This is a genomic window from Nocardia sp. NPDC057668, from assembly GCF_042799795.1.
Taxonomy (GTDB): Bacteria; Actinomycetota; Actinomycetes; order Mycobacteriales; family Mycobacteriaceae; genus Nocardia.
Genome location: NZ_JBHVIC010000004.1, coordinates 80,591 through 92,966 on the forward strand (window position 1 = coordinate 80,591; position 12,376 = coordinate 92,966).

General features: G+C 66.8%; 9 protein-coding genes. 5 read left to right on the plus strand and 4 right to left on the minus strand.

Features of this window, described 5'->3' with window-relative positions; all coding sequences use genetic code 11:
- Positions 1-651 precede the first annotated feature (651 nt).
- Together ACFVBH_RS24350 and ACFVBH_RS24355 are read left to right on the plus strand one after the other, a co-directional pair.
- Positions 652-900: a hypothetical protein gene (locus tag ACFVBH_RS24350; protein WP_354985714.1), complete on the plus strand. Its 249-nt coding sequence runs from the start codon at positions 652-654 to the stop codon at positions 898-900.
- 930 nt (positions 901-1,830) lie between these two features.
- Entirely contained in the window at positions 1,831-3,567 is a 1,737-nt protein-coding gene (locus ACFVBH_RS24355) for a hypothetical protein (RefSeq protein WP_379004770.1), read from the plus strand.
- Between the two features lie 47 nt (positions 3,568-3,614).
- On the opposite strand, the gene ACFVBH_RS24360 is transcribed toward ACFVBH_RS24355, so the two are convergent.
- Positions 3,615-4,379 (minus strand): hypothetical protein, encoded by a 765-nt coding sequence (locus ACFVBH_RS24360; RefSeq protein WP_379004772.1) that lies wholly within the window; start codon positions 4,377-4,379, stop codon positions 3,615-3,617.
- On the minus strand, positions 4,380-5,297 hold the full coding sequence (locus tag ACFVBH_RS24365; RefSeq protein WP_354985717.1) for an AAA family ATPase: 918 nt from the start codon (positions 5,295-5,297) through the stop codon (positions 4,380-4,382). It abuts the gene before it with no gap.
- A 315-nt stretch (positions 5,298-5,612) separates the two neighbouring features.
- Here ACFVBH_RS24365 and ACFVBH_RS24370 point away from each other — a divergent pair, with 315 nt between their 5' ends.
- Positions 5,613-6,182: a hypothetical protein gene (locus ACFVBH_RS24370; RefSeq protein WP_379004775.1), complete on the plus strand. Its 570-nt coding sequence runs from the start codon at positions 5,613-5,615 to the stop codon at positions 6,180-6,182.
- A 1,541-nt stretch (positions 6,183-7,723) separates the two neighbouring features.
- On the opposite strand, the gene ACFVBH_RS24375 is transcribed toward ACFVBH_RS24370, so the two are convergent.
- Positions 7,724-8,092 carry a hypothetical protein gene (locus tag ACFVBH_RS24375; protein ID WP_379004777.1) on the minus strand — a complete coding sequence of 123 codons (369 nt, stop codon included), beginning with the start codon at positions 8,090-8,092 and terminating at the stop codon, positions 7,724-7,726.
- Positions 8,093-8,640: 548 nt separating this feature from the next.
- Between ACFVBH_RS24375 and ACFVBH_RS24380 the strand changes: the two genes are divergently transcribed.
- A complete protein-coding gene (locus tag ACFVBH_RS24380; RefSeq protein ID WP_379004779.1) occupies positions 8,641-10,767 on the plus strand; it encodes a hypothetical protein in 2,127 nt (708 codons plus the stop codon).
- Between the two features lie 221 nt (positions 10,768-10,988).
- Entirely contained in the window at positions 10,989-11,453 is a 465-nt protein-coding gene (locus tag ACFVBH_RS24385) for a hypothetical protein (RefSeq protein WP_379004781.1), read from the plus strand.
- 48 nt (positions 11,454-11,501) lie between these two features.
- Here ACFVBH_RS24385 and ACFVBH_RS24390 read toward each other — a convergent pair whose 3' ends face one another.
- Positions 11,502-12,371, minus strand: a complete 870-nt coding sequence (locus ACFVBH_RS24390) for an alpha/beta fold hydrolase (RefSeq protein ID WP_379004783.1) — start codon at positions 12,369-12,371, stop codon at positions 11,502-11,504.
- Between the last annotated feature and the right edge of the window lie 5 nt (positions 12,372-12,376).

The following is a 12,376-nucleotide window of genomic DNA, read 5'->3' on the forward strand; positions in this document are numbered from 1 at the left end:
ACAGTCCTGTGGACAACTCGGCCGCCGCACACGGATGTCCGCGCATAACACGCGGACATCCGCATTGCCGTTTTCCCAGGACGGCGCGCATAACTTGCGGACGCCGCACGCATAACTTGCGGACGCGGCCCTCGTATTTCCGCAGGTGACACGCAGTAAATGGCGCCCCCATGTAGTTCTTCCCTGTTAGAAAAATCCTGTAGTAGGCTGGCGTCGGCTGTGAACAGAGACCTCGCACGGCCACTCCCAATGACTCCCAGCAACTCTCGCTGCGGTTTCCTCGCTCCCGCTGTGTCCGGGCATGATGTTTGCCCTGATCAGCCAGCGAATCCGGCTCGTATGGGCCGTTGAACGGGTTGCGTCGCAACGTCATTGACGAATCTGCCGATCCACCCCTCGCGCGGCCGCGTACACTCTTCGCGAATCCCGCTCTTGCGGTGAAGACTTCGGATATCCCGGCGCACTCGTCCGGTGCTGCTTTCCCTTTCACGGCCTCACCTGCACAAACGGAGGGCCGGTGCGACCGGGGATTTCCGACGCGATAGCGGGGAGCGGCGTGTCGTTGCGTGTCAACTCGACGGGGGATACATTTCAGTGAAAGATACTTGTTGTACCCATAATTCGGTATCCATCCTTGGCGAGGAGGAGCTAATGGCAGCGGGTGACGCACACACGGGCAAGAAGCCCATGGGCCGCAAGAGTCTCGGGCCGCGGCACGAGACCAAAGTCCGCTACCCCCAAGAGCTCGACCTCCAGGATCTGGCCCGGACCAACGGCTACACCAGCGTCAACCAGTTCATGTCGGACATGCTGTGCGTTCTCGCCGGCCGACCGGATCTGGCCACCCCCCAGGCGGTTCAGACCGTCCGAAGCTTCGAGGAGTTCGCCCAGGCATCGTGATCGCGCTTCCCAGACAACTTCATAGGTAGGCAGAAAAGACCGAAAGCCCTGGCCGTCAGGGCCAGAGCTTCACGGTTAGGTCGATAAGTCAGGGTTGCCGCCCCTTCTCGACCTGCGCCCGCCTTCGGATATCAGCACCCCCATCAGTCTTGCAAACGCCAAAGGGTGCGTATCCGACCAATCACGACAATCAGAAAAGGCTATGGACAGCTCTGAGGATACCGCATGTCCGTGTACCCATGCACGGCAACAGCGGAGTGTTACCCCTCCCCCGGACGGCGTGTCGCTTGCGTGTTCTCGTTTTCGGAGCGAGTCGTCGTCGAAATCGCAGGTCTCTGGTAGCAAAGCTGCATCACGAAGCTCGCTGCCGGAGGACTTCGTGAGAGCTGCTGTACCCCACCAAGCTTGCCCGTCGTCGACCTCAACGGGAGCTCTGCCCACGCGTCGATGAACCGTTCCGCGTTCCGGTAGCACGGGATCGTGCCACCGCCCGCGAACGAATCGTCCCGCGTCCCCGCCCGAGTTCGGTGACCCCGCATACCCGGCCGGCGTCATGACCCGTCGCGCCCCGCACTGCTTCGAGGAGGAAGCCCCCACAGTTCGTCGCTGAACCCACACCCAGACAACGTCATATGGGCATCGAACGAGTCGAGACAGACCACTCCCCCGGAGGGGAGGGCCTGAATCGATATCGAGACTACGGCGAGGCGACCAAACCGCCCCAGACCGAAAGGTTGCGGACCGAGCTGGAACTCGGGATCCGCCGGTGCCACCGTCTTGCAACGGAGGCTGCGCTTGCTCAGCACCTCTGAGGGTAGAGCATGCCCTCACGAGAGTTCCACCCCAACAGTGCGTGACACACCGATGGCGTATGTCACGAATCGGAAACGCACGGCCCGGGTGCGTGAAAAATGTGACACACGTCCGGTTTTGCCGGACATTCACGACATCTCGCCCACGGCCGTCGCCGCTCTCGAGGCCGAGTTGTTCAGGGGACCATGGGTTCTCATCGCCGCGGACAACACCTCCCCCGCTCGCGCCCGGAACCTGTCCGCGGCACGGGCAGACCTCGCGGCGGGCACGGCGCGGTCGATCGCGGGCCGGGTCCGGCCCGGCATCCTGGTCGCGGACATCGACCCACCGCCGGGATACGCGCTCGTGGGCGACGCCTGCGCGGAATCGCTGGTGAAATGGTGTGTGGACCAGGGGCTGCCGTATCTGGTGCGCGAATCGGGCCGCCCCGGTGGCAGGCACGTGCTCACCGCCGCCCGTACGCGACGACATCGGCGGCAATGGCGACAACTGTGCGCGCGCCTGTCCCGGCAGTACGCGATCGACGTCGACGATCGCACCGGAAAGACGCTGCGCCTGCTCAGTTCTCCGCACCGCCAGGGACTGCCCTGCCCGATCCTGTCGTGCACCCTGACCCCGGCCGACATCACCGCCATTCCGCACGCCGCACGCGATTGGGACAGGGGCGTGTCCGGACGGACTCGATTCCGAGGCGCGAGCTCCGGGCAGGGCGCACGCGACGGCTCCCGCTCCGCCCGGGAGTACGGCAAAGCCTGCGCACTGGTCCGCGCCGGTTACCGCGCCGCTGACGCCTGGCATATCGTCGCCGTCGCGGGCTCGAAAGCGCTGACGCGCGGTCGGCGCTGGTGGCAGCGCTACGAGTGGATGCCCGCGGTGACCACGGTGGCAGCCGAGCAGGGCCGTACCGAATCCGAGGCGTGGGCGTTGGCCCGAACGGCTTGTCCCCCGGGGTATGCCCGCATTCGACGCGAATGGTGGCTGGTGCTGTGGGAGCGGGCCGTCGTCGAAGCCACGACCAGCCGCCCCCGGCGATTGCACGTGGGCGACGTCCACGTCGATCTCGCTCGCGACTCGGCCCGCGAAATCGACGTGCTGCGCACGGAACTGGCCACGGCCGGCAACGCGGTGCTGCCGACCCTGCCCATCCGCCCGCAACGCCGTGCCAGCGTCACCAGGGTGCTGTTTCACCTGGCCGAGGTGCTGGTGAAGCGCAACGGCTCGATCAGCGTGCGCGATCTGGCCGAGCGAACCCTGATGGATGCCAAGACGGTTCGGGCGGCGCTGGCGGTGTGCGTGCGGGCCGGTCTGCTGGTGGTGGTCCACCGGTACAGCGGCGGTGCGAAGGACACGGCGGCCTACGGGGTGGGCCCGGAGGTGACGGCCGGGCACGGCGACCACCAAACTTCCCCCACTAGCTGTAGCACCCCCGGGCGTGCCTCCCTCCCCCGCTTGCGCGCCCAGCACGCCGCCGACCGCCACCGCTGGGCACTCCGGTGCGACGCCCTGGCTCAACTGCTGCCTGGAGAGCGTCTGGCCACCAGCAACGGGCGCTCGGCGAAACTGCTGCGCTCCCTGCACCATCAACGCCGCTGGGTCCGCGCGCTCGATGCCGCCCAGCTCGAAACTCGCCGGGCACTGCGCCGCCGCCTGCTGCACGGCATCGACGCGACCGTGCGCTCGGCCTGGCTGAACTGGCTGGGGTTTCGCAAACGGCTGGTCCAATCCGTAGACCGTCTACAGTCCGACAATTGCCGCGATGAGGACCTCTACGTCATCGGTCTCGCCGATGACACCGTGCATCGCGGGCTCCGCGGTGCACGATGGCAGCCGAAAGGGGACTCGTACGCGGCTTGATGCGCCCTTGCCCGGCGGGATCCCGGGGCTTTCGGCAGAGCGGTTGATCAGACCGCGGCCTCGGCCTCGAGGTCGCCGTCGTCCGCGCTCTCCTCGGCTTCGCTTGCGAGCGCCGCGATCTCCTCGGCTTCGCTTGCGAGCGCCGCGATCTCCTCGGCTTCGCTTGCGAGCGCCGCGATCTCCTCGGCGAGGTAGAGCCGGAGCGCCTGGTCCACCAGGGCGCTGCGGCTGCCCGCGTGCCACTCGTCGGCCAGCAGATCGAGCGATTCGACGTCGGTCGAGATGATGCCCGCCAGCGGAATCTTCACCGGAGGTTCGGCGTGACGACGGCGGCGCGGCCGGGAACTGTCGACGCGCTGGAACAGCCGGCCCTTCGGCTTGGCCTCGACCTGCTCGGTGAAGTGTTCGCGCAGTTCGGTTTCGAACTGCTCGATCGCGTCCAGGACGACCTCGCCGTAGCTGCGGCCCCGGCCGCGCTGCTGCTTCTCGGCGTGGGTGAGCCGTCGAAGCGCGTCGGCGACAACCGAAGCCACGTGCGCCTCGGGGGTGGACTGGGTGGCCCGGGCCCGGGCGGGGGCCTGGCGAGTGCGCTTGCTCGCCGCGGGCTCGGCCGCCGGGGCGGGACGGGCGGCCGTCTTTCGCGCGGGTTTGGGCGCGGGCGCCGGTTCCGGAGTTTCGACGGCCCGGAGGGTTTCGACCACGGCCGGAGGTGTGGGCAGGGTCGGCGGCACCGCTGCCGGAGGCGGCGGCGGGGGGAGCAGATCGTCGATGTCGTCGAGATCGTCGGACTTGAAGGCGCCCTTCCGGCTCATTTACACAACCTCCTTCGCGCGTTCGCCGGCAGCGAGGCGAACGAGAATTTCCTTGGTCAGCGCCTGATAGTCCGAAGCCAAGGGTTCCGCGTCACGTGACCAGCGTTTGACGGGCGCCTCGCTCGAATCCTCCCCGCCCTTGGGCGGAGTGAAGTCGATGAGCTCCTGGGGCGTGAGATGGAAGGCGCGTGCGTCGAGCGCGGTGGCCTTGTCCTGCCGGACGAAATTCCGGAACGGCTCGATGCCGGTGCCCTCGAGCAGATCCATGATCTTGCCGAGGGTGTCCTCGTTGCGGCGGACCGCGCGCGGATTGCAGTCGAACAGAATCATTCCCATGAGTTCGACGAGAGCGCCGTTCTTGCGGGCCCACAGGTAGCGGCGGGCGAGCAGTTCCGCGCCGTCGATGCTGCCGTCGTCCTCCTTGGTGGGAACGACCAGCCAGCTCACCACCTGGAGCAGAAGATCCAGGACGCCGCGGTCGCCGGGGCCGGAGTCGATGAGCACGAGATCGTACCGACCGGTGTCGATGAGTGCGTCGAGCGCGTTGAGCAGATTCTCCCGCGGATCGATCCCGTGCTGTTCGGCGTTGGAGACCACCGTGCCGGCCATCGCCAGCAGCTTTCCGCCGCAGACGAGGTCGAGTCCCGGGCGGACATCGAGCACCGGTTCGAGAGCGGAACCGTATTGGAGGGTCATGGCCAGCGAGCGCCCCTCATCGGAGTTCTTCACCCCGAGATCGCGCATCGTGCAGTTGCCCTGCTGATCGGCGTCGACCACGAGCACGCGCTTGTTGCGCTGTGCGACGGCCACCGCGATCGCGGCGACGATGGATGACTTGCCCACTCCCCCCTTCTGATTGGCCACCAGGATGGTTCGTCTGGCAGCTCGGGAAACGGGTAGCAAACGCGTACTGGTCACGGCGGCGACAGTACCCGAGCGAAGATCGTCGAAACAACAACCGCGAGGGGGTGTGTCGCGGTATGTCCTCGTGTCGGTGCGGTCGTCCGAGGTACCGCCAAATGCACTCCACTACAACTGATCTGCTGGTCAGCCTGTTGAGCGGTCGTAGCGGGCGGCTTTGGAAGGGCGGGTACTGCGGTCTAGGAACAGACCGGTGTGTCGACACGCCGAAGGGGCTTGTGGACGGTCGTTGCTTCGGCGGCGCGGGCTGTCTTCGCCGAGGTCGTGACGAGGGTCGGTGAAAGCACCTGTGGGACAGCATGGTGGGAGGTAGTGCCGGTGATATCCGTTGCGATCGTCGTCGAGACCTGTCGTGCGGCCGGATTCGCTGTCGAAGAGAAGGCCGATGACACGACCGTGGATTCGGTCGTCGTCGTGGTCTGTTCGACGTTCGGAGCGGATACCTCATCGCATGCCGCTGCGGTGACAGTAGCTGCGGCGGTACCGATGACCATAATCACGCGCGTACCGGCGGCTATGTCTCTGGCGATAGGAAAGCCCTTGGCTCTCACCTTGTCTCGGGGCATAGCCGAGGTCCGAGATGTGACCTTCTGGATTGCCGAACGAGATGTCTTGACCATGACCGAGGCAATGACCTTGTTGTGCGCCGATTCTGTGGTCGCCGAACGTATCGGCAGTACGACACGAGATACGGCATTTGCCAAGGTCGCAGATGGGGAAGTCGATTCGATCGGATCGGCGGTAAGTGCACGGGTGGCAGCGCTGATCTTTGTTGCGGGCGTAGGGATCGCCCGTGCTGTGCTCGCAGGAACTGTCATCGCACAAGCCGTTTCCAAGGGGATGCATACACCCTCGAGGAAGACCGAGCCTGCGGCCGTCTGATTGGCGATAGAAGTCGCCTTTATAAATACCTGGCCGCGTACCTGATGGAAGGCCTTGCTGTGCGCAGGCTTCCCTGTCGCTTGGACGGCCCGAGTCCGGGGCAGTGAAGTGGCCATGTCTACGGCATTGGAAACCGCCTTGGGCACGGTCCCGCAGGTGCCACTGAATCCGGCAGCCGATGCGGTCGAACCGGAGGTGATCTCAGCGGCAGTTCGTACTCCACCGGAAAGTGCTCTACCTCTGGGTTTATATGCGGCGGTATCGAATCCCCTGCGGGCACCCGTAGTTGAGGCAACACCGAAGGTCGATGAACCCGCCCGCTCTACCGTCTTGCATAACGTCGTATCTAACGTCGTACACACAGTCGGAGCTACTGTCTTGCGTACGACGTTACATGCGACCTTACGACTGGCGGCAGTTACTGTCTGATTGAAAGTTCGCAGCTCAGAGCAAGTATTTGAATCAAGTCTGACAGATCTGAAAGTGTCTCTGATGCTGACGAGTTCAAGACTTGAACCGGATCTGGAAGGGGCTGTCGCGAGTCTTCTTCGAGTGTCATGGTGTCTCACGATGTGTCCTCCTTCCTGGGGTCTCCGGCCTGTATCGCTCCGTGGAAGTCTAACCATTTCCCAGGTGAAAAGCCTGTTGCGACAGTCATGAATCCGTTCGATCCTCGGCGGCGGCAGGGGAGGCCGGGTGGTCCCCTCCCCTCTCGTCCGGAAGTTGTGGCTCGTGCGCGTGGTGCGCGCAATCCTGATCTGCCGGTCATTGGCCGTGCGTGTCCATATGCTGCCGAACCATGTGCGGCAGAGCTGTCGGTGGCGGTGCGACTGCGCGACCCGTATGGCTACATCGAATGCCAAGTTGCCGACGTGAATCGACCGCTCCGCGCTACCGTGCGGACTGCGGACTGCTGACCGGAGTGCCGGTGAGTTTCGGGTGGCACACGGGCGTGCTGCCTGGCACGAGGACGACGCTGGGGAACGGCGTCCCGCGCTGATTCGCCGGCGCACTTCGCGTGCGCGTCCGTGCAGCGCTCTGTCGTGCTGAGCGGGACTTCCCGGCGCACCGCGGGGTTCGGAGAAGGGCCGCGTCGACGACCGCGGCAACTCCGATCGAGTCGGCGCAGGCGTAGTCGTCGAAGCGCCACCACGCCATCCGACGCGGGCGGGGATGTTCACGCGATGACCGGTGATGGCCGGAAGGGAGGCGGTCGCAGATGTCGGGTGCGCGAAGTCGGCTTCTGCATCCGCGCACCGGGTGCTTCTTGCTTCGATGGCATGCCATGCTGACGAATGCCGCTCAGGGAGGGGAACTGTCAACGGCAGGGCCGGCCGAGAACGACACCTTGCACGGCCGCAGTAGTCGTCGGCGGATACGGGTACGGCGTCACGCGGGCGCTTCGGCGAGCGACGAGGCCGCGGTGGAGCGATCGGGCGAGGGTGAGCCCGACGTGGGTGGAGCAATCCGAGGACACGAAGGCTTGTCGGCGAATCCGCGTGTGTGTCTCTGCGAATCGAGGTTCAGCGCTGGTGGCGCGGTCACGATGCCGACGGACATCCTCCTTTCGCGCGCGTGTCCAGCGTGCCCGCGGTGCGTGCACGAGAACGCTCAGCGAGCGTCGAATCGAGCCGGCGATATCGCCCGCGGTTGATCGTCGATGCTCGGATGGCCGGAATCGCACCGGATCTCGGCGGGCCCTTGTTACTGATCTGCGGACCGTGGGTCATGTCGACGGGGGAGTGCGCGATCGGGAATTCATGTGCGGAAACCCGCTGAGCACGGGGTTTGCTGGTGGAATGCTCGAATCCACTCGAAATCGGCTGTTTTCGTCGAAGTTCACCCCTTTTGAGAACTACAAAACCCCGCAAAGGCCCCTGAATGATCTTCTGCGCGAAGATCACTGCCATCTGGCACCCGTGTGTGATTTTGCGGAGAAAGTCGCTCAGCGTGGAATATGGCGGCATCAGCCCTCTGGCCTGGGCATTCGGTTGCCGCGCCGGGTGAAAGCGGCTCCGGGACGGGCTGATCGGCCTCGGGTGGGGGAGGGGAGGGGGGCGAGTCGGGACCCCGGCACCCGCACGCCTCGTGCCGCCGCCTCGTGTCCCGGCTCGCCATCGAACGGGACCGCGCCGCCCTGTACGCGCGAGCGACCTCGTCGGCCGGAATTCGCGGTCGTGTACCGAGATCCGAAGCGGTAAGATTTTCCGTGTCGAAACCGGCTGAACCGGCAGGTCAGCGGCATGATGGTGCTGGTGACGAGATGCGAACGGGTTGTTCACGAGGTCGCCGGACGTCGGGGTTGTCCGGGGTGAACTATGGCCGGTCCCAGCCACATTGACGTTTTTTGTTCTGGCGCATGATAATTTGCGTTCCGGTGGCTCGACAATGAATTGCCCCAGCTCAATTGATGTTTCGATGTCGATCGGCGGGTGTTCACCGGGCAGGAAGGCACACAGTGACGACCGACCTCGCGGCGATCGGGGGCGAAAACAGCGGCGAATTCGCCGTTCCCGCGGTGTCGCCGGGCACCCGGCGGATGTACGACTCGTCCTGGCGACGCTTCGAATCATGGTGCGCGGCGAACGGCTGCGTCTCCCTGCCCGCCGACGCCGAGAGCGTGATTCGGTACCTGACCGAGGCGGCGACCCCGCGCGGACGGGGCGAACGCACCTACCGGACGGCCACGTTCGGAGTCTGGCTCGCCGCCATCGGCGATCGGCACCAGGCCGCCGGATTCCCGCACCCCGGCCGGGATCCCCGGGTCACGCTGGCCCTGCGTGATATTCGTGCCCGTGCTGCCTCGGCCGGGTCGACCCCGGCTCGCGAGGCCCCGCGGCTCAGCGTCGAGGAGCTGTCGGCGCTCGTGGCCGGCATCGAAGCGGACGCGCGCGGATGGGCCGCCCGGGCGCTCGCCCGCCGCGACATCGCGCTCCTGGTCCTGGGCTCCGACCGCCGCCTGAACCACAGCGCCCTGACCCGGCTGTACATCGAGGACGTGGGGCCGGACGACGGTGGGGGAGGGGAGGGGCTGCGGGTCCGGATCCGCCGAACACGCGGTGACGGCGCGGAATACGTGTTCCTGGCCAAGGATCGGTCCGACAGTCGCCGCTGCCCGCCCTGCGTGGTGCACCGCTGGCTCTGTGTCCTCGCCGCCTACGACCGGGCCGAAAGCGGTGCCGCGGAGCCGGATCGGCTTGTCGTGCCGGGAGCGGACCCTACGGCGCCGGGGGAGGCCGGGACCGGTATTCCGGGTGCGGAGGGACTCATGGCCGTGGACCTGACGGCCGGACGCGGAGCGCTGGCGGTCACCCGGTTGATGGGTCACGACGACGTGGACCCCGAGGAGCACAGCTGCGAGACCCCATTGCCCGACGTGCCTTCGAGGACAGCTCCGCTGTTCCGGCCGATGCGCGGCGGTGTTCCGCACGAAAAACAGCCTCTGACCGCGAGTTCCGTCGGCCGAGTATGGCAGCGGCGGGCCGCGGCGGCCGTATCGCGAGCGACCATCGTTGCCGAGCCGGGCGCGTGCCGGGAGGCGGCCGCGCGGGAACACTCACCCGTGCAGCCCGATTCGGCCGTCGCGGGGCACCCGGTGGGCCTCGCCGAGCGCTACCACCGTGGTTGGGCGACGTTCGCTCGCTGGTGCGCGGCCACCGATCGGCGGGCCCTGCCTGCGACACCGACCACCGTGGCCGCCTACCTGCATGAACACCCCGGCAAAACGGCCACCCAGCGCGGCCGACTGACGGCGGTGAATCAGGCGCATATCGCCGCCGGCCTGCCCGCGCCGGGCAGGGCCGCGGCTCTGCGCGGCGCGCTCAATGCACATCGCGCACATCGGCATTCCGCTCTGCGCCGGCGGGTCGAGCGGCTGCTGCCGCAGCTGCCGGTCTGGGGGTGGACCGCGGGACTGTTCGGCCGTCGCAACGCCGCGCTGCTGGTGCTGGCCGCCGCCGGTCTCACCTACCCGCAGATCGCCGCCCTCACCCAGCGCGACCTGCGCTCGAGTGGTGAACACGTGATAGTCGGCGATCACCTGGCGCTGCTGGAGCCGACCGGCGACCCGGCGACCTGCCCGATCGAGGTGCTGTGCCGCTGGACCGACGCGTTGCGTCTGGCTCCGCACCCGGCCGGTCGCGGCCGCCTCGCCCACCACCTGGGCCGCCGGGACCTGCCCGCCACCGGTCTCGATGTCGCCCACGAGCACCTGCCGCTGTTCACCAGTTTCGATTCCCGCGGCTACACCCCCATGCACGATTACGAGATGCTCTGGCTGCAACCGTTGTCCGCCACCGCGATCGCCGCGATCGTCGCCGCCCATGTCCGCGGCCCGGTACCGGCCTACCGCCTGATGTCCGAGGCCGCGCGCACCGAGCAGCTGCCCGAACCCCCCGAACCGGTGTTCGTCGAACCGATCCTGGCCGACACCTACGACGCCGGAATCGCTGCCCGCCACCGCGATCACGAGCGCCTCGACGACCTCGACGAGCTGTGGGACGACTTCGACGATCAGGCCGACGAGGTGGCCCGCATGCTCGAACGCGCACTCGCCCTGGCCCAGGGGACGCCGGACGCCACGTGACGATTCGGCGCCGGTACACCTATGACCCCTGCCTGAAACGTGGGAACATGTATATATGCGCAACTAACGATTAAAGGGCGACATGTCGCCGCTCGGAACGAGCCCAAGTCACGAGAAAACGAAAAGCCGCATCGAAGGAGCCGGCCCGGCATCGCGAAAGACCCCCGAACATGTTGTGGCGGAACGGTTCCGGTGATCGGCCTGGGAGATAGCATGGGCACATGCGAACCGCGGTGCTGCGAGTGAACGTCGATCCGACGAAGGATCTCGACGATGCCCGGCTCGCCGCCGGCCTCGCACGGCTACGGGAACAGGCGGGGGAGCGGTCCGTCGTGATCGAGGACGCGGCCGGGGCGGTCGACTCGCGCGAGATTCAAATACTGGTCGACACGACCGACGCGGGGATGGCCCGCCGCGAGGTGGTGCGCTGGTGCGCCGGCGTTTTCGGAACCGTCCCGACCGTAGGCCCGGTGACCTTCCTCAGCCGCGGCACCGACGCCGACGCCCACGGCGTGCTCGCCGGTTTCGGTCTCACCGGCGATGTCGAACGCGCCCCCGACGCGTCCGGTTTCGACGTCGTGTCGGTAACCCTGCGCGCGTCCGACCTCGACCGGGTACCCGAGAGCCGGGTGCAGACCGCCCTGGAGGCGGCCCTGAACTGCGAGGTCCGAATCCTGCTCGGCTGATTCCGCGCAGGACGCAAACGACCCTCGTCAGAGCCATTGGCGAGAAAGTCACTGGTCCGCAAGGAATTTCAGGATCTCCGGGGCGGCCAGTACCCAGGTGTCGAACATGTTGTAGTGGTCGGCGCGGCCGGTCACGAAGTCTTCCATCGCGCGCTCCCAGGCGTCTTCGGGCCAGGGGGGATCGATCAGGACCGAGTTCTCGATCAGGCAGTGCACCTCGAGGGAGGTTCGTTTGGGGTGGTCGAGGTCTTTCGCGCCGCCGCGAATGATGAGGGTGGGGGCCTGGATCCGGTCGAACAGGTCGTCTTCCACGCCGGGGATCGTCTGGCCGGGTTTGGGGACGTAGGCCTGGAGCCAGAGTAGTGACAGGCGCAGGAAATCCTCGCGATCCAGACTCAGCAGGCGGTCGCGATTGCGCGGATTGGCCTCCACGCGTTCGCGCCATTCCCGCAGGCGCAGCAGGCCTTCGATACCGCGGCCGCGCACCGCCTGCAGGCTCGGCAGGATGTAGTGGGCGCCGAGGTTGAGGGTGCCGTAGATGCCGCCGACGATGTTCCAGAGCACCAGGCGCGACACCAGTTCCGGGTACAGGATCGCGGTCAGCATGGAGTCGCGGGCCCCGCCCGAACCGCCCGCGAGCACGCAGGGGCCCAGCTCGAGCGCGGTGAGCAGCCCGCGCAGCGTGTCGGCGCGCATATGGGATTCGGTCCGGCCGAAGAACTGGACGTCGGACGCACCGCAGTTGGGTCGGTCCCACAGCAGCACCCGGTGCCCGCCGGCCACCAGGGCTTCGGCCAGGGGCCGCAGTCCGGGAATGTCCATCCCGTAGCGGCCGCCGGGGGTCAGCACGATGAGTTCGCCGGTGTCGCCGAGGATTTCGTACACGACGTGGCCGTCGTTGATCACTACCGAGGGCATGACGG

What these genes read in the sequence shown, in the direction of transcription:
- ACFVBH_RS24390 (WP_379004783.1), bottom strand. Translation starts at nt 12,371, where the DNA reads ATGCCCTCGGTAGTGATCAACGACGGCCACGTCGTGTACGAAATCCTC.
- ACFVBH_RS24350 (WP_354985714.1), top strand. Translation starts at nt 652, where the DNA reads ATGGCAGCGGGTGACGCACACACGGGCAAGAAGCCCATGGGCCGCAAG.
- ACFVBH_RS24360 (WP_379004772.1), bottom strand. Translation starts at nt 4,379, where the DNA reads ATGAGCCGGAAGGGCGCCTTCAAGTCCGACGATCTCGACGACATCGAC.
- ACFVBH_RS24375 (WP_379004777.1), bottom strand. Translation starts at nt 8,092, where the DNA reads ATGGCAGTGATCTTCGCGCAGAAGATCATTCAGGGGCCTTTGCGGGGT.
- ACFVBH_RS24385 (WP_379004781.1), top strand. Translation starts at nt 10,989, where the DNA reads ATGCGAACCGCGGTGCTGCGAGTGAACGTCGATCCGACGAAGGATCTC.